Here is a 23,895-nt window from a genome sequence, read left to right as displayed (position 1 = left end):
TCGTCACCTCATTTAACCTAACATTTGAAAGAATTCAGCAATAGGTCCAAGTGCTAATGCTGGAAAGAAGCTTAATGCTCCAATAAGTAATACTACAAATATTAAAAGACATACAAACATAGCATTATGTGTTGGTAATGTTCCTTCACTTTCTGCAACCTTTTTCTTTTTAACTAAGCTTCCTGCTATTGCAAGAGTACATACCATAGGAACAAAACGTGCAAATAACATAACAAAACCTAAACTTACATTTAAAAATGGTGTATTTGCATTTAATCCAGCAAATGCAGAACCATTGTTACCACCTGCTGAAGAGTACGCATAAAGTATTTCTGAAAATCCATGAGCTCCACTATTTTTTAAACTATCAACCATTGAAGGTAATAATGTAGCTATTCCACTACCTATTAATATTGCTATAGGTGTTGCCAAACATACTAATACGGCCATTTTCATTTCAAATGGTTCTATTTTCTTTCCTAAATATTCAGGCGTTCTGCCAACCATAAGCCCTGCCATAAATACTGTTAATATTGCAAAACTTAACATTCCATAAAGTCCGCAGCCGACTCCTCCAAATATAACTTCACCTAACTGCATTTGAATCATTGTAATCATACCACCAATTGGTGTATAACTATCATGCATTGCATTTACTGAACCATTAGATGCAGCTGTAGTAAATGCTGACCATGTAGTGGATGTTGCTATACCGAATCTTGATTCTTTCCCTTCCATATTTCCACCTGCCTGGTCAACTGCTGATAGGTCAACTTGTCCATTCATTGCTAATTGTGGGGTTGCATTTTGTTCATTTACTCCTATTATTCCAAGTGTTGCAACTAGCATAATACCCATTGCTAAAAATAATGCTATTCCTTGTTTCTTATCTTTTACATTTCTACCAAATGTAAAGCATAATGCTGCTGGTATTAATAATATTGATATCATTTCAAATAAATTAGATAATGCATTTGGATTTTCAAGGGGGTGGGCTGAGTTAGCTCCAAAGAATCCTCCACCATTTGTTCCTAATTGTTTTATAGCCACTTGGCTTGCTGCTGGTCCAAGTGGAACCACTTCTTCTGTAACTACAGTTCCATCGTCAAGTGTTATAGGTTCCAGTAAAGAAACTGTTTCATATGGCTTAAAGTTTTGAACAACTCCTTGTGATACTAGAACTACTGATACTACTATTGAAAGTGGAATTAATATATAAAGAAGTGTTCTAGTAATATCAGCCCAAAAATTTCCTATTCCATTTTCTTTAGCTCTTATAAATCCTCTAATTAATGCAAATAATACCGATATACCAACTGCAGCTGAAACAAAATTTTGTACTGTTAATCCCATCATCTGTGTGAAATAACTTAATGAACTTTCACCTGAATATGATTGCCAGTTAGTATTTGTTACAAAACTTACTGCATTGTTAAATGCTAAATCCCAAGTTGTTCCTGGCAACTTTTCTGGATTTAATGGTAAAAACCCTTGACACATGTGTAGTAAAAATAATACTACAAAGCTAATAATAGAAAACGCTAAAGCTGAAATTGAATATTTTTTCCATCCCATGTCTTCTTCTTTATCTATACGTAAAGCTTTATATATAGCATTTTCGCATGGAACTAATAGTTTAGATAAAAATACTTTTTCTCCATTCATTACTTTACCTATATAATTTCCAAGCGGTATTGCTAGTACTATTAGAATTAAAAGATACAGTCCATACTGTAATAATACATTTGTCATTACTTATCACCTCTTAATAAAATATTTGTTAAATAAATGAAATATATAAATGCAACTAATCCTATAATACTTACTAATATATTCATTTAAATTCCCCCTTCCTTTTGATAGCATTAGTTTAGCACCAAAGAAATTAGTATGGTGTTAGGGTTTTTATTTTTGAATTAAGATTGTGTTAAGATAGTATTTGAATATTTATATAAAAAATAAAAGATAACTATCCAGTATAAAAATGGCCTTATATAGTAGATAGACTCTTTTTATGAGTATCTGCTATAATAAGGCCATTTTAGTATTCTATAGCTCTCTTTTATTAAAAATATATTTATAATTTAAATTTATTTACTAATTTAGATAATTTTAAAGACTTGTTTTTATTATCAGCTGAATTAGATATTATGGATTCCTTCTTTGTATTAATATTGTTCATATTTTCTGCAATTGTTACAGACGATTCAGATACTACTGAAATTGCTTCTGTAAGTTCTTTAATGCTCATTGTTATAGTATTTATTGAATCTGAAATTTCATCTGATATACTCGAGAACTCTGATGCCATACCTTTAACATTAGTTCCAGCCTGTTGATATGATAATGCTACTTCAATTAATTTCTTATAATCATTCAGTATATCTTTTTCAACTACAGATAATAATTCTGATGAAGTATTAGATAAATCTTTAACCGCATTTAATGCCTTATCAACATTAGATTGTATATTACTAACTGTTGATGCTGACTGTTCTGCTAATTTTCTTACTTCTTCTGCAACTACAGCAAACCCATTACCATGTTCACCAGCTCTTGCAGCTTCTATTGAAGCATTGAGAGAAAGTAAATTAGTTTGCTCTGAAATATCTAATATACTATTTGACATTTGTGAAATAGTTTCAACAACAGATATTTTTTCTAATGCTTCCTTCAATTTCACACTACATTTTTTATAAATTTCTTCAATATTTTCTTTTGATTCGATAGTTGCAATATGAACAGCACTTGCATCTTTCTCAATCTTATCTGCCAATTCTAAACTTTCACGTGCTTTATTCACAGACGCTTGCGTATTATTATTTATAGATTGTGAAATCGAATTAACTTCCTGCAAAGATGCATTACATTCTTCCATGCTAGCTGAAATTTCCTCCGTTGTTGCTGCCGCCTGTTCTAATTCAAATGACATTTCTGATAACATAGAATCTATTTGTTCACTGCTTGCACTTATTTCACTACTATTTAATTTTACTTCCTTCATTGTTGAATCAAGAGTATCTACACCTGAGTTTAATGCTTCTATAACTTGTCCGAACTCATCCTGCCTTTTTGCTTTTCCTCTATATCCTAAATTATATGCAGATAATTCAGATGAATATTTCTTTATATAATTTATTTCTACTGATAAATATTTTCTAATTAATAATGATATTACTCCCCCTATTATTATAGCTACTATAGTTAAAATAACTTGTTTAACTGCAATCTGATTAATTCCACTTAACACATCCTCTGAAGCAACAACTGTACAAATAGACCAAGGTGTATTTTTCACTTCAGTATATGACATAAAAATATCTGTACTTTTACTCTTAATTTCATCTATAGATGTTTCTTTTGATTTTATTTTATTAAGAACTTCTTCTAATTTTTCATTAACTTGTTCATCGGAATCGTTATTAAAAGCATCTATAAAATTAGTTTCATTAAATACTAAATCCATATTTTTATGTGCCACAAAATTTCCTGAATCATTTAATAAAAATGCATAACCAGTATTTCCGATCTTAACAGATTGAACAATATTATTTACATCATCTAATTTAATTGTACCACATAAATAGCCTACTATTGTTCCATTTTCACTATTTATTGGTGTTACAATAGTCGTTATTGATTCTTTTTCTTCCTGTCTTATGTATGGTTCAGTAATAAAAGAGCCTTTTTCTTGCATTGTTTTAAAAAATTCATCATTCGATTGATCTTTAATTTCTTCTTCTGAATCCAATGCGTAATACCCATATCCATTAGTATCCATAATAAACATTCCATCATAATTCCATTTTTCTATTTCTTCTAAAAGAACTGGCTTTTGTATCTTCCAATCCATTGATTGTATTTCTGGTAATGATGAAATATAGTTAAGTTGTTCTTGCCTATAATAAAACTCTCTTTCAATTGATGTAGCACTGTCTTTTGTTCTTTCTGCTAAAGTATTATATGTAGTTTCTAAAATATTACTCTTTGTTTTATAATACGATAAGAACGATAAGGAACAACATATTCCTATAACCAATACTATTATTTGAAACATTATTTTGTTTCCAATACTATAAAACGTATTTTTCTTCATGTTTTTACCTCCTAAGAATAAAGCTTCGCAATCGTTTGTAAAAGTGCGCATATTAAATTTTTAATACATTGTTATTTATAATATATATGCTTTTATCGTTTTCATGTATCTTATAAAATAATTATTTATATTAATATATTATTTTTATTTAATCATATTATCGACATTTTTTGCTTAAACATTATATATTTTTTCAAAATATTATTCATTTCAACATTTACTTTATTTTAAAACACCATAGAAAATTGTTTTCTATGGTGTTTTAGATTTAAAAACTCTACTATATTAAAGCTGTATTAATTCTCATATTAAAATATTATTTCATTTATCATTTAAATACTTGAAATATATCTCAATAGTTCCATCGATATAAACTACAATATTATCTATTATTGATTTTATCATTGCATTATTCCAGTCTTCTGTTTTAGTTTCAAGCAAATCATTTATTCCACCTATCAATAATTTTTCTTCTTGCTTTATTTTTCTTCCGCTATTTGCGAAAGAATTTAATTCTTCTTTTCTATTGACTAAATGCTTGAGTATCTTTTCTATCTTCTCATTTTGTAATTTATAATTCATTTCACCAACATTTCCTTTAGTATATTCGCATAATAATCTAGTCGAAATATTTATCTGATCTTTTATTTTATTTTCTATACACTTCAATTCTTTTTCATATTTTATATTACATGTATTTTTTTGTTTTATCTTATTTTTTAATTCCTTATAATTATTTTTCACTATACTATCCAGCTTTTCTTTTATATAATTTATTAATATATCTTCCCAAATAAAATTAGATCTATGTCCACATACCTTTATTCCTCTTAACTCATAATTTATACAATTATAAAAAGGTTTATAATTATTTAACTTTTTCTTTCTTTTAATAGATAATCTAGAGTTACATTCTCCACATATAAGTAAATTACTGAATAATGAAGAATTGCTTTGTTTTATACTTGTCTCATTATAAAATTCCTTAATTCTTTTTGACCTTTTCTTAATATTATATTGAACACTTTCAAAACATTCTTTAGAAATTATTGCTTCATGATTATTAATATGCTTAATCCATTCTTCTTTAGGAATTTTCTTTTTAGTATCCATTGTAACATCAATAGTTTTTGTTTTGCCCTGTGTAAGCACACCTAAATAAAAATCATTTTTCAGCATATTACCAACTGTAGTTCCGGCCCATTTTCCATTTCTCTTAGTAGGTATATTATTTTCTGTTAATAATTTTGCTATCTTATTGTATCCATTTCCTTTTATATATAATGAAAATATTTTTCTAACTATATCAGCTTCAATATCATTTACTACAAAATTCTTTATTTCTTTATTATAATCATAACCATAAGGAGCCAGAGTTACATGAACCTTTCCCTCTGAATTGTAATTTTCCCATACTATCTTAATTCTTTCACTTGTTTTTTGAGCTTCCTGCTCTGCAAGCCATGCAAATAATCCAAATTTATTAGAATCCTGCTCACTATCCAAATTATCTTCTAGGAATATAATTCGTATTCCATTATTTCTTAGCATTGCAATGGCATCTAATGTTTCTCTTTGATTTCTCCCAAATCTAGAATAAGATTTAGATATTAGTATATCAAATTTTTTCTTTTTTCCATCCTCCAGCATATTAAGCCATTGCTTTCTTTTATATCCTTTTGCACCGCTTATCCCTTCATCTGTATAGATCTTATATAAAATACATCCGCTATTTCTTTTTAACCAATTTTTAAATACTTCTTCTTGATTATCTATTGATGAATGCTGATCTAATGTTGATACTCTTGATAAGAATGCTACTTTCCGCATAAGATTTTTCCCCTTTTAAAGTTATATAATTGTTGATTTAAAATTATAATAATCTTTATATTATAATTTTATCTTTTTTTAAATACATATCTTCTAGGCATTCATTCAAACTACATTCACCATAGTCAGCTATAAATTTATATATTTTTTTTCCACTTCTCTTAATGTCTATTTCTATATTTTTACTCTTATATATATTAATGGTTTGTCCATCATCTATTTCTTCACAAACCCTATAATATTCTTCTTCTGATATATACATAAATATATCCCTCATATTCTCACACCCCAAAATAATATTATATTGATAACAGTTCAAATTACATCCTAAATAATAAATTATGAAGTATCTTGATTGTTAGGATCCACTGGAGGCACAACACCAATACCTTTCCTTGAGCGAATAGAAAAACCTACTCTTTCTACTGGAAAATCTTCATATTTACCATCTAATTCATGTAGCAATTTATATTTACATACTGGACATAAATCACCTTCTATTTTTATACTTAGCATATCCTCAAATTTGCTTCTTAAATGTTTAGGAATAAGATGAAGAGGTTCTTCATGCATTGGGCATCCCTTGAGTGCATATATTTCTTCACACTCCTCTAATGCCTTTTTTAAACTTTCTACTATAGAAGATTTACCTGCACCTACAGGACCAACTAAATATAATACCTGTCTTGCTTCTTCACCTTTCATTGCCGCAGATTTTAAATAACTTGCAATCTTCATTATTACTTTATCAATACCATAAAAATCATTCTTAAAGAAACCATATTTTCTTATTACTTGGTTACCATAGATTTTTCTTATTCTTGGATTTTCATCAGGTTTTAAATCTTCAACTCCTTTGCTTAAAATCATTTCATATAGTCTTTGATGTCCTAATTTAGGTATATCCGGATTATTCTTTAATATCTGTAGATAATCCAAAAAATTTCCTTCAAATTTTTCTGTGCTTCTTTTTTCACGGTCTATTTCTATAAATTCTTTGAAATCCATAAATCCTACCCCCTTCTTATTAAAATATATTCAACCAAAAGGTGACAGTATTCCTAAAAATCAAATCTTTTATATCTATAATTAATATAATAACTTTTATACTTATATATCATTTATCTTATTTCTCATAATTAAATTTTAATATAAAAATACCTATGATTTTTAACTAAATTAAGTAGTTATAAAATCATAGGTACTTTTATAAAATATTACTTCTAAATTTATATAAATCTTCTATTGAATCTTTTCAGGTTCCTTATACTCAACACCTTTTGTGTCAACTGTAATTGATTCAATAACAACATCTTGTTCTGGTTTATCATTAGAATCTGTCTTTACATTTTCTATCTTTTCAACAACTTCAATTCCTGAGATGACTTTTCCAAATGCAGCATAATCTCCATCTAAATGTGACGCATCTGCTGACGTAATAAAGAACTGACTTCCAGCACTATTAGGATTATCTGGATATCTTGCCATAGATATTACACCTTTTGTATGTTTTAAGCTATTTGCAAACCCATTTGATGTAAATTCTCCAACAATTGAGTATCCTGGACCTCCAGTTCCTACTCCATCTGGATCTCCACCTTGTATCATGAATCCTTTAATAACTCTATGAAATGTTAATCCATCATAAAATCCACTATTAGCTAATGAAATAAAATTATTTACTGTATTAGGAGCGACCTCTGGATATAATTCTAATTCAATTGTCCCATAATCTTTTATTTTCATTGTTACTATTGGTAAATTTTCATTTGTTTCTTTTGTTTCTTGTTCTGATTTTTCCTGAGTTTTTTCTGTATTTTCTTTTCCTTGTTCAGTAGTACTGCTATTTCCACAGCCAATCAAAGCAAATAAACCTATAATAAATATAGAACAAATTAATAATATATTTTTCTTTCTCTTCATCTTTCTCATCTCTTTCTACCTTTTATTTTACTTATATTATACATTAGTAGTATATCATAATATTTATTATTTATATTGTAGTTTTACAGTATGGTTATTAGTTACCATCTTTTTAGTTCCCAACTATATTTTTGAGCCATTTCTTTTGTCTATATCTTCTTATTCCTAAAATAAATTTGTATACTTCTTCAAACATTACCATAGCATAAACTATGTATATAGGTAACCCTAAGAATATACCACCTAAGAATGCCAATGGTATTCCAATAATCCAAACTCCTGTAACATCTAAAAATAGTGCCGCTTTTGTATCTCCACCACTTCTTAATACTCCCACTATATTAACTAAATTAAACATCTTAAATGGTAAATATATTATAAATACTATTAAACATTTACTTATATCTAATGCAACAAATTCGCTTACAGAGAATAGCCTTATAAGAGGCATTTTTATTAGAAAACATACAACTCCCATAACTAAACTTAAAACTAATTGCATTACTATCAAATACTTAGCATGAATATCTGCTTTCTCTAATTTATTAGCACCAAGTTCATTTCCTAATATAACAGCTGTAGCCGATCCAATTCCTTGGAACATTACAGTAATAATCTGTTCAACATTTTGAGTAATTGTGATAGCAGCCACAGCACCATCTCCCATTCTTCCATACACTAATGAATACATTGTAACTCCTAGTCCCCACATAAATTCATTAATAATAACTGGAGTAACTGTAATAAAGAACTTCTTAGTAAATTCTTTATTAAAATCTATAAGTTCTTTTATCTTTGCTGCTGCCGGACCATTTTTTATGTATATAATAGTTAAAATACTTAAACATTCTATTATTCGAGCTATTAGTGTTCCTAATGCTGCACCTTGAACCCCTAAAGCCGGAGCGCCAAAATGTCCAAAAATTAATGTGTAATTTAAAACTATGTTTATAAAAATAGATACTAAACTTATTACAACAGGTAATCTAACTTCATTAATAGAGCGCAATACTGCAGTATAAACATTAGTTATAGCTGTTAATGGATAACTTATTGCAACAATCGCTAAATATGATGCTCCTATGGCAATTGTATTTGTACTTGGAGTAAAAATATTCATTACTAATTTAGGACATAATATTCCTGGTATTACAAAAAAAATAGAACCTATTAATCCTATTACTAATGAGATTCCTAACACCCTTCTTATACTTTTTATATCTTTTTTACCGAAATACTGTGATGTAAGTATTGAAGATCCACTACATATTCCGAATAATAGTAAACTAAAGACAAAGAATACTTTATTAGCTAGTCCAACTGCTGCAATGGTAGTTTCCCCTAAACTTCCAATCATCAATATATCTATAAAATTTAAAGTTGTATTTAACAATAGTTGAAAAGTTATTGGTATAGCTATTGCTATTGCTTTTTTGATGAATTTTTTATCATCTAGCATGTTTCTATAAAGTTGTTTCATATTCATCTCTTCCCCTCCTAAATTCATATTATCATAGAATTATTTATTTAAGAAGATATATTTTACATAATATATCAAATTTCAAAGACCATATATTATTACTTTATAATATATAGTAATCAACTAAAATCTATAATTTGAATAATATTCTATTTTTTGGTATACTTATTATGGTTAATACTTTATTTTGGAGGGGATTTAATGAAAAAGAAATGGGAAGTTGAAGTTGATGGAATAACGCATGAAATCGAATATAAGGCTGGCTTTGGGAAAAAGCTTATAATTGATGGAGAACTTAATAAATTAAAATCATCAAACTGGTTTATTAATGTAATTGATTATGAAATCACATTTAATAATACAGTTTGCCAATTAGTTGTTTTAGGTGCCAAGGCTGATTTAGCAGTTAATGGTACATTTTTAGGGTCTAATAAGCCTTATGAGCCAATTTCAAATGTACCTTCATGGATATGGGTACTTGTCGGTATAAGCACTTTAGGTGGAATGTTCTTTGCAGGACTTCTTGCATTACTAATTGGATTAGCAATGAGTATGTTGTATGTTCAATTTGCACTTCAAAAGAAAAATGGTGTTGTTATTGGTAGTTTTATTGGTTGTTGTTTACTTCAAGTAATACTGGCATTTGGAATAGCTTCACTTCTATATTAATAATTTAATAGGCTTTATATTATGAATAATGATAATAGTAAAACAAAATTATCCAATACGCCAAAACCAGTTATAGTAAATAAACTATCCCAAAAAAATGATTCTATATCTATCTCATCATTAGTTTTCGGAATAATGTCTTGTATACTTTTCTTTTCTATTATGTACTCAATTATTGTTGGAATAATTGGTTTAATTCTAGGAATTATCAGTATTGCTCAGAAAAGAGATGGATTTAAATTAGCTATTGCAGGAATAATTTCCTCTGTAATAGGTTTACTCATAGGTACTCTTTTCTTTATTGTATATATTTTATTTACCATATGATATTTCAATAAAAGCTTAATAATATGAATAAAAAAGTGGCTTCGCCACGCTTTATACGTAAAATATAAACCTTAACGCTATAAAATAAGCAATTGCTAAAACACTTTTTTAAATAAGAAGGCACTTTTTTTACCCATGCAAAAGGTCCCAAAACTTGCTTTTGGGTTCTTTTGCGGGACTATAATTTATTTTTTAACGTATTGTACTATCTAAATTACAGAAACGCTCTATTCTTAAGGCTTTTGCTATTATAAAAATTTTATACTTTCCTATACGTTAAAAAAGAGAAACTACATAAGACTATTCTTTGTAGTTTCTCTTTTCACATTATAATTATTTTGCTACTGATTGAAAATAATTATATAGTGCACCTAATTTATTTGCGTCATTACCATATTTACATTTCTTTATAGATGGTACTATGGTACCTTCTAGCGAAGTATTTTTCATTAAATATTCCATATGTTTATTTATTTGATTTACATAATCTTCTCTTTCACTTATTGCCCCACCAAGTATTATAACTTCTGGATCATAAGTGTATTGAATATTATATATTCCTACCGCCATAGTATAGTAGTATTTGTCCACTTCTTTAAGTGCTATTTCATCACCTTTTTCACATAGCTCAAATACATCTAAACCAGTTAAGCTGCCTTCTTCCATTCCTTTTAATTTTGCTACATTATTTGCTAATTGAATAGTTGATCCTGCTTTGCTCCAGCTAAGACATTTAACTCCTTCTTCATCAAAAGTACAGCTTACAGAGCAATAACCAAATTCTCCTCCATGTTTGTGAACACCTACATGTAATTTTCTATCTTTTACTATGGCTCCTCCAATTCCTGTTCCACATACAATAAAAGCCATATCATTATTTTCTTTACCTGCTCCAAGCCAGCATTCGCCCAATGCTGCACAATTTGCATCATTTTCAATTGCAACATTCAATCCTGTTGATTCTTTTAATATTTCTTTAAAATTTGGACCATGTATATATGGAATAGCACTTAATCCTCCAATAATTCCTGTTGTAGAATCAACAGCCCCTGGAGCACTTATTGCAATACCTTCAACATTAAATTTTTCTTTCATTTCATTAGTTATATTTTCTAAACTTTGAAAGAAACCATCTTTATTATCTGGAGTTTTTATGCTACCATTTTCTTTAAAATCACCATTTTCTGTGATAACAGACCATTTTATAGAACTTCCTCCAATATCAAAAACCATATAATTTTTCATCGTTTAAATCCGCCTCTCTTTACTGCATATAATAAAAATATACTTTTCTATCTTATAATATTATATTTCATAATCATATTTATGAAAACATTTTCCCTAAAAAATTATACAAATTTATTAACCTTTGTAAAACTCATAATAACAAATTAGGACTTCTCACTAAAAATATTATAAATTTTTAATCAAAGTCCTAATTTTATTATAAAAATTTCTTAGAAACCGTTGTTTTTAGCAACTTCTTTAATCCATCTTCCCGATTTCTTTATTGTCTTTATTTGAGTAGCTAGATCTACTGCAATAAATCCATATCTATTTTTATAGGCATTAGCCCATGACCAACAATCAATTGGAGTCCATGTATGATATCCGAAGCAATTTGATCCTTCTTCTATTCCTTTGTGAAGATATTCTAAATGTTCCTTATAGAAATCTATTCTATAGTCATCTTCAATAACTCCATCAGCATTTATATATTTTTCTTCGCCTTCAACACCCATACCATTTTCTGAAATGTACCATGGGATGTTGTTGTAGTTATCTCTAATATTAATTGCTATATCGTACATACATTGTGGGTAAATTTCCCATCCTCTGTATGGGTTCATTCTTCTTCCTGGCATCTCATAATTATCAAAATATTTATCTGGCATCCATCCATTCGATTCATCAAATGGTGTTTCTTTAGCTTTAACTCTTCTTGGTTGATAATAGTTTACTCCTAAGAAGTCAATTGTGTTATTTTTGATTATTTCTAATTCTTCTGGAGTTGATTCCCATATAACATTATCTTTTTCAAGAACTTTTACTAATCTTTCAGTAAAGTGTCCTTTTATAGCTGGATCTAAGAATGAATTGTTAAAGAAATCTTCTGTAAATTCTGATGCCTTAACATCTGCTTCATCTTGAGATCTTGGATATGCAGGAGTTAAGTTAAGAATAATACCTATTTTTCCATCCTTAGCAACTTCACATTTTCTAAATTCTTCGATAGCTTTTGCAGAAGCTAGATTTATATTATATAAAACTTGAACTGCTTTCTTTCCATCAACTATCTTTGGATAATGGAATTGATATAAATATTCACCTTCAACAACAACCATTGGTTCATTAAATGTAGTCCAATACTTAACCCTATCTCCAAATAACTCAAAACATTTCTTAGCAAATACAACAAATAAATCTACCACTTTTTTAGATTCCCATCCGCCGTATTTATCATATAATTCAACTGGTAAATCAAAGTGATGTAAGTTCATAATTGGAATTATATCATTTGCAATAAACTCATCAATTACTGCATTATAAAATCTTACTGCATCTTCATCTACTTCTCCAGTTTCAAAATCCTTTATTAATCTAGTCCATTGAATAGATGTTCTTAAACTATTTAACCCAATTTCCTTAATTAACTTTATATCTTCCTTATAGCTATTATAGAAATTTGATGCTACGTTTGGCCCTATGCCATTAAAGAATTCTTGTGGAGCTATATCAAACCAGTGATCAAATACACTTGCATGTTTCTTATTAAATCTTCCTTCAGATTGTGGTCCTGATGTTGCTGATCCCCACCAAAAGTTTTCTGGGAACTTAAATTTTATACTCATTTTATTCCTCCAAATCTTAACGTTATTTAAATCTATATAATTTATTTATATTATTTATTTAATTATTAATTAAATCCATTATTTATACTAAAGCATAGCTGCTCCTATAAGTCCTGCATTATCACCTATTTTTGCAACTCTTATATCTACCATATTAGGATCCGCTACTTTACTTTTTACAAATTCAGTAACTAAAGGTATTAAGTTTTCATTGTTAATTGGCACTGCACCACCTAAAACAATAACTTCGGGATCTACTATAGTAATTATATTAGCTATACCAGTTGAAATATTATCTATCCATTTTTCTATTATTTTAACTATCTTTTCATCTTTTTTATTATATAAATCAAAGACTTCCTTAGTTGAAAGTTCTTTTGAACATTCTGCGCTAGCTATTCTTGCTATATTCACACCACTACATTGTCCTTCTAAAGAACTCTTATTTAATCCTGGCTGAATATAACTATCTTCATTAATAATCATGTTATAAATCTCAGCAGCCTGACTATGTGCTCCATTAACTAATTTTTTATCTAAAATTAATCCTCCACCTACGCCAGTAGAAATTGTAATATAAAATACTGACTCAGCTTCTTTTGCCGCACCTACAATTGCCTCTGCAAGACCAGCAACGTTTGCATCATTATTAACTTTAACTGGAAGATTTAATTGTTCACTTAAGTATTCTTTAATATTGAAGTTTTCCCATCCTTTTAAATTAGGGGGATTAAGAATCTTTCCTACTTTTAAATCTAATGGACCAGGTGCTCCAACACCTACTTTTTCAACTTCATATTCTTTCCATTGATTTTTTATATGATCTACAAGCTTATTTAAATTGTGTTCAGCTCCATTAACAACTTCATTAGACGTTTTGAATGTCTCTATTACTTCTCCTTCTTTAGAAATAATAGCTGCTCTAAGGTTAGTACCGCCAATATCTATTCCTATAAAATATGACATTATAAACACCTCATCAATTTTTGATTTAATTTCTATTTTTCTACTACGCTTAATATTTCTTTTTCTTCATTTTTTATATTTGGAACATAACTTTTTAATAATGTGAAGTTTCCTACTAATTCATATTCTCCAAGAGTAGCTGGAATAAATATGCTGTCTCCCATTAATATCTTTTCTTCGCCACCATTGTACTTAATTGCGCCTTCACCATCTACACAAGTAAATAAATAAAATCTTTCTTCGTCGCTTTCTTCTTTTACACTAGTTTTAACTTCATATTTTTGCACTGTGAAAAACTCACTTAAACATAAAACAGTCTTATCATAGTTATCATGTTTCATTGTGATTCCTTGAGTGTTTTTTCCTTCGAGAGAAAAATCTATTACATCTAAAGCTTTTTCAACATGTATTTCTCTACCTCGATTGTAATCGTAAACCCTATAAGTTGTATCACTGCTTTGTTGAATTTCTGCTATTAATACACCTTCACATATTGCATGTACTAATCCACTTTGAACAAAGAAGAAATCGCCCTTCTTTACTTTTATCTTATTTAGACATCCTTCTAATTCACCATTCTCTAATGCATTTTTAAAAGTTTCCTTATCACAGTCTTTTGTTCCAACAATAAGATATGCATCTTCCTCTGCATCAATAACATACCAAGATTCTGTTTTTCCAGAATCCTTTTCAACTCTGTTTGCATATTCATCATCAGGATGTACTTGAACTGATAATTTATCGTTTGCAGTTATTAATTTTATTAATAATGGAAAATCTGATGTATCAATAGTTGTTCCAACTAATTTTTCTTTATATAAATCAATTATTTCATCAAATCTCTTACCTTTAAGTTCACCATTTATTACAGTTCCTGTCCCATTTTTGTGACAAGCAATATCCCAGCTTTCACCTATAACTTTATCCGATGGAACATTATTTCTAAATTTATTTAAGCCATCCCCACCCCAGATTCTTTCATAATATAAATTTTCAAATTTTATTGGATACATAATAGCATTCCTCCTAAATTATCTTCTTACTTATATAGTATAACGTTTGAATAAAAGTTGCAATATGTTATGTCTTTTAAATTAAAAATAATATTTTTAGTTTAATGCTTATATGTATATTTATGTAATATAAGTTAAATTAATAAAGACCATCATAATTTTAAAATTATTTTTGGTTCATCACAGAATCTTGTGAAAAGGTGCTTTTTCAACATCAATTCTTTATTCAAAACCAAGTAAATAGGTCATATAAGTGATATAGATTATTATTTATCACAAAATTTCAGGATAAACCTTAAAAATTTTACACTTTAAACATTAAAGGAGCATATCGTATTTGATATGCTCCTTATAACACTTAACCTAAAAATTCTTCAAATCTTGAAACACTATTCTTTTTGCCGATTACTACAATTAAATCATTTTCGGATAAAATACAATCTGAGCTTATCTCAAAAAACTAAAAACAATAAGTCTACTTGGACTTATGTTTTTTAATAATTTCATGTTTAATCTCCTCGTTTCGCTCATAATTGAATTCTATTTTTATAAACACTTAATTATCAAAAGCTGATAATTTTCTTATTGCAAAATATCCAATTAAAAATGTTCCTATACTTATTATTATATTTATTCCTGATGGTATTCCTGGAAATACTTCTATAACTGATGCAATAACAAAACCAAGAATTATCAAGTATGTTGGTGCAGTATATGTATTCATTGCTTTCTCTAAAATTCTAGTTGTCAATATTATTCCCAAAAGTACTCCTACACCTAATGGAATTAGATATGGTAAATAGAATTGATCAATTGCCTTCATAGTTTCTTCGTACATTCCTAATACTAAAAGCATATAGGATACACTTATTCCTGGCAAAACTAATGCTACAGCTGCAACAATTCCTGCAATTACTAAAAGCAATATATCAGTTACTCCAATATCTAAATTTACTGAAAATAATTCTTCTGGAATAAGTGAAATCATAAATATAATAGCCATTCCTAATATTGTATATAATATTACTGATAATGATATTTTTTTTATGTCTGCTTTCTTATAAATCATAGGAATTGATCCAACTACTGCCCCCATAAATAAATACATCATTGGAAAAGTAAATGTATCAGTTAAATAAAGCAATGGTTTTGCAAATAATAAAATTCCTATACCTGCCCCTAAAACAAATGTTCCTAAAATTATCATACTTTGTTTTTTATGTTTAAAAAACGAACTTACAGATGTTATTAATTTATCATATATTCCAAGAATCATTGCCATTGATCCTCCGCTAACACCTGGTATAAGCATAGAGCCTCCTACAAATAATCCTTTAAGCATATTTAATAAAATATTACTATCCACAATGTTCTCCTTTCTCTTTCTAAATTTATCTATAATATAAAAAGAGGTATAAGCTACCATTTAATAAAGTGTAGATTATACCTCTTTATATTCATTTTCATTAAAAATATTACTCTGCCTTATATTAATAACCGATTTAATGTCTTTCATATTCATATCTTTACTTTCCTCTTAATTAATAGCACTAATAATATTAATTCATTATATCCTATTAAGTCTACTATATCAACAATTAGATTAATGTAATTGTTGATATGTTAATTTTTATAATATTTATAGACTCTCTATTTTATTTTTAAATATTATATAAGTTGTTATAATCATTTAAAATATCTTTCTCAACTACCTCTAATAACTCTGATAGATATAATTTTCATCTTTATAATTTTATGTATATTTATTTAAAGAATTCTATTCCATAGTATCTTAATACCTCACTTGCAAGCCTTTCTCCTGCAACTTTAGATCCTTCTAGATTAGGATGAATACCATCTATACATTGAACATTCCATTCAGATGTATCAATGAATACTGTATTTTCTGTCATTGAGACTACTTTCTTTATTTCTTCTTTCCGCACATTAATAAATGGTAACATCAAAAATATAGTTACTCCACTATATTTATCTTGTATTCTTACTACACATTTTAATAATTCATCTTGAAACTCTTCCATTGATGCATCATTATCATTAGTTCCCATATTTATAACTATGAAATCTGGAAATTGTGATTTTTCTTTTGTTATAGAATCCATATTATCAATAAAGTCTATGAATTTAGGAACTCCTCCAGTTCCACCTTTAGTTACACCTGCTGCTGAAAAAGCTACTCTTACATTCAAGCAGCCCAATGTCTCACAGCATTTAGCTACATAATTTGCTTCCGCCGCATAACCTTTGCTTGGTGTATTTCTATCTAGTAACCAACATCCTGCAGTTATGCTATCTCCATAAAATAATCCTATTTTTTTATTTTGTGTAAAAGGTTCGATCTTTCCATCTACATCAATATCTATTCCTGTAAAAGCTATTCCTTGTTCTTTATTCCATACTTCATCTTCATCTTTATTTCCAGAAACTACAATCTTTAGTATATATTCTTTATCTTTATCTAAGTTATCTATTATAAATGGTGAATTTGATACATTATCTCTAATATAAGCATCATCATTAACCTTATAAGCAATTTCAACTGGATTTCCAATTGGATTAGTATTTAAGAAATTTATTTTTATTGTTTTAGTACCTTTAATTTTTGCATGTATTTCTGATCCCAAATTTATCGTATATATGCATTCTGCATTATCTATTATTTTTTCTGTCCATCTTCCTAAGAAATAATATTTTGAAAAATCATTTCTTCCTATAATATCTTCTTTATTTATTGAATTTAGATTTTTAAATTTTCCCTTAAAATATATTATAAAAATAGTTGTAAATATAAAAAGCGGAAGATACCTAAGATAAAATTTATTACTAAAATTTATAAAATAAGATATTAATTGATATTTAATATCTCCTGAAGGATATATTTCAATTATATCTTTTAATGTTGATGATAATACCATAGGTATTTCAATAAGAATTATTATCCATGCGTTTTTTCTAAATATATATGTAGAAAAAAGTGCTATAAATAGTGATAAAATAATTATTGCTATAAAACAAATTAATATATTCATAAATTTACTCCTGTTAATATTTTGATAATAATCCTTAGTATACACTATTTATTGTTTATTTGCTATTTGTTCCGCTCAGTGGAACAACAATTTTACAGAATGGGATATGTCAATTGTATGATAACGTAAACATTGTATAATTAAATTATAAGAAAAACAAATCATTGAATAAATATATATTATTAACCATATTAATTGGGAGGTTGAGATTTATGTTAAAAGTAAATGTAGGATCAAGTATATCATCTTGTGCAAAAACTGCAGGTAAAGAAGCTGCATCTAAGGCAAAGCTTGGTCTAGATTCAATAAAAATGGCATTTGTTTATGGTAGTTGTGATTACAATATTGATGAAATGTTATCTGGGGTAGCTGAAGAGCTTCCTGATATACCTCTAATCGGAAATACTTCATTCACAGGAATCATAACACCTGAAGGTTTTATTGGTTCTGACGATGGATTTGTTGGTGTAATGGCACTCTCTGACCCTGATATGATAATTGGTATAGCGTCTAAAGAACGTGGAGCTTCTCCTGTTGAAGATGGTAAATTAATTGCTGCTGAAGCTATGAAAGCTGCTAATCAAAACTCTTCTCCAAATTTCTTTTATATGGCTGCATCACCAGCAGAAGAAGAATTTTATTTAAAAGGCATAAGCTCTATTATTGGAAGAATTCCTTTCTTTGGTGGAAGTGCCGCTGATAATAGTATCTCAGGAAATTGGAAATTATACACTGATAATTCTCAATTTTCAGATGGTGTTGTTATTGCATTTTTCTATGGAGATATAAAAATGACCAACCTCTTCACTGGAACTTATAGAGAAACTGATGATTTTGGAGTAATAACAAAAATAGATGGTAATCGTACATTAGTTGAAATTGATGGTGTTCCTGCTACCAAAAAATATGCTGAATGGAGAGGAATTGACATGGAAGCCGTTACTGGCGGAAACTTACTTTCAACTACTATAACATCTCCTCTTGGTGTAAAAGACCGTTTAGGTGATTTAATCGCAATACGTCATCCTATGAATGGAAATGATGATCTTTCTATGGCTATTGGTAACAATTTATCTGAGAAAACATGTGTAATTCGTATGGAAGCAACTGTTGATGAACTAATTTCATCTACTGGTGAAACATTAAAAGCTTTAATAGAAAAAATGGATAAGCCTCCAATAGCATTTCATTTAGTTCATTGTGGTGGCCGTCGAGCTGGTATAGATAGTAGAATAGATGAAGTTGCAAAGCTTATTAAAGAAGCTGCTGGTGATATCCCTTTCATTGTAGAGTTTACATTTGGTGAATATGGATTTGAAAGTGACAATAATAATACTTGTGGTGGTTTAATGCTTTCTTTCACTGGATTTTTAGAGTAAACGGTAACAAATATAGATTATTTCTAGAATTATATATATATGAATGGAGGATTTTATTATGAAAATGATTATTGATGGTAAGGCTGTTGATTCTTCAGATGGCAAAGTATTAAATGTTTTAAATCCTGCTACTGGAGAAGTTATTGATACTGTTCCATTAGCTACTGAAGATGATGTTAATAAAGCTGTATCTTGTGCAAAAGAAGCACAAAAGATCTGGGCTAAAGTTCCAGTATATGAGAAAGTAGAAATACTAAAAAAATTTATAAATCTTGTTTTAGAAAATAAGGAAGATTTAGCAAGAACATTATCTAATGAAACTGGCAAGCCAATTAAAGAAGCTAGAGCTGAAATTGCAAATATTCCAATTGCTTTTGATGCTTTCTCTGAAAAAGCTAAACATTTATATGGCACAGTGGTTCCAGCAGGATTAGAAGCTGGACAAGATAAAAATATATTATTTACTCAAATGGAACCAATTGGTGTAGTTGCTTGCGTAATACCATTCAATTTCCCTTGTGACCTATATGATCAAAAAGTTGCTCCAGCTTTACTTGCTGGTAATGCTGCAATTGTAAAGCCATCAACTGATAATCCTTTAACTTTATGCAAGTTAACAGAGTTAATGGTAAAGGCAGGTGTAACTCCTGGTGCAATACAAATAATTACTGGACGTGGTTCTTCTGTTGGAAGCTGGCTTTGTTCTAATCCCGATGTACATTTAGTTACTTTAACAGGATCAACAGAAGTTGGAATAGAAACTGCAAAAGCTTGTGCAGATAATTTAACTCATGTTGCTTTAGAATTAGGTGGAAATGACGCATTCATTGTTTTAGAAGATGCTGATATAGATTTAGCTACAGATGAATTATTATGGGGGCGTATGTATAATACAGGGCAAGTTTGTTGTGCTTCAAAGAGATTTTTAGTTCATAAAAATGTTGCTTCTGAATTTTCTAAGAAGGCTGTAGAAAAGATAAGTGCAATTAAAGCTGGAATGCCATCAGATGAAGATTCTGAACTTGGATGTTTAATTAGTGAAAGAGCTGCAATTAAAGTTGAAGATCAAGTAAATCTCACTGTATCTCAAGGTGGAAAAGTAATCTTAGGTGGAAACAGAAACGGTGCTTTTTATGATCCTACTGTAATTATAGATGTTCCTAAAACTGCTGATGTTGCTATTGATATGGAGATTTTCGGACCTGTTGTTCCTATAATTACATTTGATACAATTGAGGAAGCAATAGAAATTGCTAATAGTTCTAAATTTGGTTTATGCGGCTGTGTATTTAGCCAAAATATGAAAAATGCATTTTATGTAGCTAACGCATTAGAATGTGGTGGTTCAGTCATTAATGGTGCCAGCTTCTTTAGAAGTTTTGAAATGCCTTTTGGAGGATATAAATTCTCAGGTATTGGTACAGAAGGTGTAATGAGTACATTTAATGAAATGACAAGAACAAAATCAATAGTGCTCAAAAATATCCTATAATATATTATCTCATATTAATTAACAAGGGGAGCTGAAATTTTCAGCTCCCCTTCCACTTAAATTCAAATATTTTAAACTATTATATATTTTATAAATTAATTTTCCAAGTACCCCATTCTTCTAGAAATCTGACTTGCAGCTTCTTTTACATGCTCTATAATAATTGGTAATTTTTCATCAGACATTTGTGCTACATGTCCACTTGCACTAATTGAAGCAATTGCATCTCCTCTATAGTCAAAAATAGTTGCTCCAACGCATCTATGTCCCATAATATATTCTTCATCATCAATTGCCCAACCTTGTTGTCTTACTTTTTTTAGGTGCTTTTTTAAATCTTTCATATTAGTTATAGTATTTGGGGTAAATTCTTCAAATGTGCAATTATACAGTGCCTCATCTAATTCATCCCCAGAAAGACTTGCTAAAAGACATTTTCCCATAGATGAACAAAATGCTGGTGATCTATACCCTACTTGAGAATAAAGCCTTGTAGTTGGATACAAATCTAGCTTTTCAATATATATTACTTCATGTGCTTCTAATATACCTAAATGTACTGTTAAATTTAGCTCAGATCGAAGTTCAGATAAAAACGGCTTTGACTCTGTCTGTAATTCTAATCCATTTATATGATAACTAACGATTTCTATAAGTTTTATACCTATATAATAGCATCCATTATTATCTTTTTCTACATAGTGACGTATATTCATTGCTTTTAGTAACCTATACGCTGTAGATTTACTTATTCCTGTTGCTTTTGAAATTTCAGTTAAATTCATTGGATGATTCTCTTTAGATAATAATTCAATAATATCAAATGCACGATCCATAACCCTTACACTAGATTCCATAAACTTCTCACCCTCTATTTAAATATAATCATGATGTATAATATTTTTCTTTTTGGTAAACCATTACAAATATTATACATCATCTACTTATTTATTTCATTAATAATGCATAACAAAATTAGAATTTGACTGCTATTTTAATGAACCATTTTCATTAAAATAAAAAATAGGATTTTAAAATAAAATTAACTATTCTAAAATCCTATCTTTATTTTAATTATGTCTTATAATATTGCTAAAATTATAAAGTTTAATATAAATAATCCTGTTGATACCCATAAAATTGGATGAATTTCTTTTGTTTTTCCCTTACATACTTTCACTATACAATAGAATATAAATCCACTTGCTATTCCATATGAAATACTATAACATAATGCCATAAATATTGCTGCGAAGAATGCTGGAATTGCTTCCTCTAAGTCATCCCATTTTATTTCTTTAAATGAAGCTAGCATCATAATTCCTACAACAATTAATGCTGGTGCAGTTGCTTGTGCTGGAACTATTCCTATTACTGGAGCTAAAAACATACTAAGCAAGAATAATATTGCTGTAACTACTGCTGTTAATCCAGTACGTCCACCTGCTCCAATACCAGCTGCACTTTCAACATATGTTGTTGTATTAGATGTACCTAAAATTGCTCCTATTGAAGTGGCAATAGAATCAGCAAATAAAGCTTTATCCATTTTTGATTTGAATCCTGATCCATTTTCTAATGCTTTTTGGTCTTCTGCACTAAAGATTCCTGTACGACGTCCTGTACCAATAAAAGTACCAAGCGTATCAAATGTATCTGATAAACTAAATGCAAAAATAGTCATTAATACTAATGGAATTTTCGAACTATCTGAGAATAGTGAAAGCATTCCCTTTGAACCAAATGCTACTCCAAATGTTTGTCCTAATTGTCCAAATGATTCTCCTAATCCTGCGCTTGTACCTATTGCTGATAAATCCACAACTCCCATTGGAATTCCTATAATTGTTGTAGCTGCAATCCCTATAATAATAGCGCCTTTAACATTTAATATTAATAAAACTGTCATAATAGCTAGTCCTATAACTGCAAGTAAAACCCCTGGAGTATTAAAGTTAACTAAAGCTGGAACTGCACTACTATTTGCAACTACTGTTCCACTGTCAAGTGCTGTATATGTACCTGGATCAGATGTGAAATTAATTAATCCTGCATTCTTAACACCGATATATGCTATGAATATACCAATTCCACCTCCAATAGCATTTTGAATACTTTCTGGAATTGCCTTAATAATTAATTTACGAACCTTTGTTATTGTTATTAAAATATTAATCATACCGCAAATAAATACCATTGCTAAAGCTTGTTGCCATGTGAAACCTAATGCTCCACAAACAGTAAAAGTAAAAAATGCATTAAGTCCCATTCCTGGAGCCTGCGCATAAGGAACATTTGCAAATAGTCCCATAACTAAAGTACCTACTGCTGATGCAATAATTGTAGCTAAAAATATAGCACCTGTTGGCATTGGATTATCAGCTGTTCCTGCCAAGCTTAGCATTGAAGGATTAACAAAAATTATGTATGCCATAGCAAAAAATGTTGTTATACCAGCCATAAGTTCTGTAGAAAGATCTGTTTTATTTTCTTTTAATTTAAAAAATTTTTCCATTTTTAGTCCCCTTCTAATCACAAATTTTATTCTATTAAATTTTATTTAAATAAATAAAGCAAAATATACTGAAGCCGCTGATTAACTTCATCATTTTATTTTACTAACGTTCATAAACATTTTACACTATAATGTTCGTATATAATGTTAAAATTAAGTTAAATTTTGACGAAATATCTTTTTACTTCCTTTAAATTAGCTTAGAAATATAAAAATATCCATAAACTATTTACTTTTCAAAAGTTATCTCAAGGTAAAGGCAAATAATAATCAATTTACTATTGTTTAATATACATAAGTTTT

At 28.7% G+C, this 23,895-nt stretch carries 18 protein-coding genes and 1 pseudogene; 4 read left to right on the top strand and 15 right to left on the bottom strand.

The window, feature by feature from the left end; genetic code table 11:
• Positions 1-12: 12 nt before the first annotated feature.
• The 7 genes and pseudogenes from kdpA to CNEONATNEC86_RS04240 form a co-directional block, all read right to left on the bottom strand.
• A complete protein-coding gene (gene kdpA, locus CNEONATNEC86_RS04270) occupies positions 13-1,752 on the bottom strand; it encodes a potassium-transporting ATPase subunit KdpA (RefSeq protein ID WP_058294023.1) in 1,740 nt (579 codons plus the stop codon).
• Between the two features lie 325 nt (positions 1,753-2,077).
• The gene (locus CNEONATNEC86_RS04265; protein WP_058294022.1) at positions 2,078-4,096 is read right to left on the bottom strand and encodes a methyl-accepting chemotaxis protein; all 2,019 of its coding nucleotides are present in this window, start codon (positions 4,094-4,096) and stop codon (positions 2,078-2,080) included.
• A 321-nt stretch (positions 4,097-4,417) separates the two neighbouring features.
• A complete protein-coding gene (locus CNEONATNEC86_RS04260) occupies positions 4,418-5,926 on the bottom strand; it encodes a recombinase family protein (protein WP_058294021.1) in 1,509 nt (502 codons plus the stop codon).
• Positions 5,927-5,981: 55 nt separating this feature from the next.
• On the bottom strand, positions 5,982-6,203 hold the full coding sequence (locus CNEONATNEC86_RS04255) for a hypothetical protein (protein ID WP_098021068.1): 222 nt from the start codon (positions 6,201-6,203) through the stop codon (positions 5,982-5,984).
• Positions 6,204-6,268: 65 nt separating this feature from the next.
• Positions 6,269-6,934 (bottom strand): annotated as a pseudogene (locus tag CNEONATNEC86_RS04250) (P-loop NTPase family protein); the annotation flags it as partial.
• Between the two features lie 234 nt (positions 6,935-7,168).
• Positions 7,169-7,849: a peptidylprolyl isomerase gene (locus tag CNEONATNEC86_RS04245; protein ID WP_159135577.1), complete on the bottom strand. Its 681-nt coding sequence runs from the start codon at positions 7,847-7,849 to the stop codon at positions 7,169-7,171.
• A gap of 112 nt (positions 7,850-7,961) precedes the next feature.
• Positions 7,962-9,329 carry an MATE family efflux transporter gene (locus CNEONATNEC86_RS04240; RefSeq protein ID WP_097919322.1) on the bottom strand — a complete coding sequence of 456 codons (1,368 nt, stop codon included), beginning with the start codon at positions 9,327-9,329 and terminating at the stop codon, positions 7,962-7,964.
• A gap of 201 nt (positions 9,330-9,530) precedes the next feature.
• Between CNEONATNEC86_RS04240 and CNEONATNEC86_RS04235 the strand changes: the two genes are divergently transcribed.
• On the top strand, positions 9,531-9,998 hold the full coding sequence (locus CNEONATNEC86_RS04235; RefSeq protein WP_058294017.1) for a glycosyltransferase family protein: 468 nt from the start codon (positions 9,531-9,533) through the stop codon (positions 9,996-9,998).
• A gap of 21 nt (positions 9,999-10,019) precedes the next feature.
• Positions 10,020-10,325: a hypothetical protein gene (locus CNEONATNEC86_RS04230; RefSeq protein ID WP_058294016.1), complete on the top strand. Its 306-nt coding sequence runs from the start codon at positions 10,020-10,022 to the stop codon at positions 10,323-10,325.
• 333 nt (positions 10,326-10,658) lie between these two features.
• Here the strand turns inward: CNEONATNEC86_RS04230 and CNEONATNEC86_RS04225 are convergent, their stop codons facing one another.
• The 6 genes from CNEONATNEC86_RS04225 to CNEONATNEC86_RS04200 all read right to left on the bottom strand — a co-directional run bounded on the left by CNEONATNEC86_RS04225 (position 10,659) and on the right by CNEONATNEC86_RS04200 (position 18,206).
• Complete coding sequence (locus CNEONATNEC86_RS04225) at positions 10,659-11,570, bottom strand: ROK family protein (protein WP_159135576.1); 912 nt, start codon at positions 11,568-11,570, stop codon at positions 10,659-10,661.
• A 212-nt stretch (positions 11,571-11,782) separates the two neighbouring features.
• On the bottom strand, positions 11,783-13,177 hold the full coding sequence (locus CNEONATNEC86_RS04220; RefSeq protein WP_058294014.1) for a glycoside hydrolase family 1 protein: 1,395 nt from the start codon (positions 13,175-13,177) through the stop codon (positions 11,783-11,785).
• 87 nt (positions 13,178-13,264) lie between these two features.
• Entirely contained in the window at positions 13,265-14,143 is an 879-nt protein-coding gene (locus CNEONATNEC86_RS04215; protein WP_159135575.1) for an ROK family protein, read from the bottom strand.
• A gap of 32 nt (positions 14,144-14,175) precedes the next feature.
• Positions 14,176-15,156 carry a mannose-6-phosphate isomerase, class I gene (gene manA / locus CNEONATNEC86_RS04210; RefSeq protein ID WP_125149346.1) on the bottom strand — a complete coding sequence of 327 codons (981 nt, stop codon included), beginning with the start codon at positions 15,154-15,156 and terminating at the stop codon, positions 14,176-14,178.
• A gap of 556 nt (positions 15,157-15,712) precedes the next feature.
• Positions 15,713-16,522 (bottom strand): DUF368 domain-containing protein, encoded by an 810-nt coding sequence (locus CNEONATNEC86_RS04205; protein ID WP_125149347.1) that lies wholly within the window; start codon positions 16,520-16,522, stop codon positions 15,713-15,715.
• 397 nt (positions 16,523-16,919) lie between these two features.
• Positions 16,920-18,206: an SGNH/GDSL hydrolase family protein gene (locus CNEONATNEC86_RS04200; RefSeq protein WP_159135574.1), complete on the bottom strand. Its 1,287-nt coding sequence runs from the start codon at positions 18,204-18,206 to the stop codon at positions 16,920-16,922.
• Between the two features lie 212 nt (positions 18,207-18,418).
• Between CNEONATNEC86_RS04200 and CNEONATNEC86_RS04195 the strand changes: the two genes are divergently transcribed.
• The gene (locus tag CNEONATNEC86_RS04195) at positions 18,419-19,585 is read left to right on the top strand and encodes an FIST signal transduction protein (RefSeq protein ID WP_058293994.1); all 1,167 of its coding nucleotides are present in this window, start codon (positions 18,419-18,421) and stop codon (positions 19,583-19,585) included.
• A 58-nt stretch (positions 19,586-19,643) separates the two neighbouring features.
• Positions 19,644-21,077 carry an aldehyde dehydrogenase family protein gene (locus tag CNEONATNEC86_RS04190; protein ID WP_058293993.1) on the top strand — a complete coding sequence of 478 codons (1,434 nt, stop codon included), beginning with the start codon at positions 19,644-19,646 and terminating at the stop codon, positions 21,075-21,077.
• Positions 21,078-21,172: 95 nt separating this feature from the next.
• Here CNEONATNEC86_RS04190 and CNEONATNEC86_RS04185 read toward each other — a convergent pair whose 3' ends face one another.
• Both CNEONATNEC86_RS04185 and CNEONATNEC86_RS04180 read right to left on the bottom strand, forming a co-directional pair.
• Positions 21,173-21,934 (bottom strand): IclR family transcriptional regulator, encoded by a 762-nt coding sequence (locus tag CNEONATNEC86_RS04185; RefSeq protein WP_058293992.1) that lies wholly within the window; start codon positions 21,932-21,934, stop codon positions 21,173-21,175.
• Positions 21,935-22,158: 224 nt separating this feature from the next.
• Entirely contained in the window at positions 22,159-23,592 is a 1,434-nt protein-coding gene (locus CNEONATNEC86_RS04180) for an NCS2 family permease (RefSeq protein ID WP_058293991.1), read from the bottom strand.
• Between the last annotated feature and the right edge of the window lie 303 nt (positions 23,593-23,895).

The organism is Clostridium neonatale (genome assembly GCF_900465025.1).
GTDB lineage: Bacteria > Bacillota > Clostridia > Clostridiales > Clostridiaceae > Clostridium > Clostridium neonatale.
The sequence above is the reverse complement of the archived record's forward strand: the minus strand, read 5'-3'. Positions and strand labels throughout refer to the sequence as shown.